This window comes from Dellaglioa sp. CoH-56-MRSF-12 (assembly GCF_056782075.1).
In genome coordinates, this window is sequence record NZ_JBXAYD010000098.1 from 1 (window position 1) to 270 (window position 270).

At 70.4% G+C, this 270-nt stretch carries 1 protein-coding gene; it reads right to left on the reverse strand.

Translation table 11 applies throughout. The annotated features are described in order from the left end of the window. Positions 1 to 270 (reverse strand): glycoside hydrolase family 78 protein (locus AC1RPY_RS07905; protein ID WP_481763136.1); only part of this gene is annotated, 270 nt, incomplete at both ends.

Below are 270 nucleotides of genomic sequence, written 5' to 3' on the forward strand. Positions count from 1 at the left end.
GAGACGGTCCGGTCGTCACCGGTCACCCGCACTCGCACGCGTTCGCCATCCCGCGAAGCGAGCGAGGTGAACGGCCATGGGACGAGCACCGATTCGCCGCTGGTGACGTAGACGACTTCGCCGGAACCCGCCTCGAGCTGATAGCCGGCCTGGGACCAGCCGGCCGGGGCGTCCTCGACGATCCAGCTCAGCCGCGGCGCGGCCTCGCCGATGCCGAGGGCGTCGCGGTGGTGTTCGAATCGGACGGGGCTGACGGTGACGGTCATAACG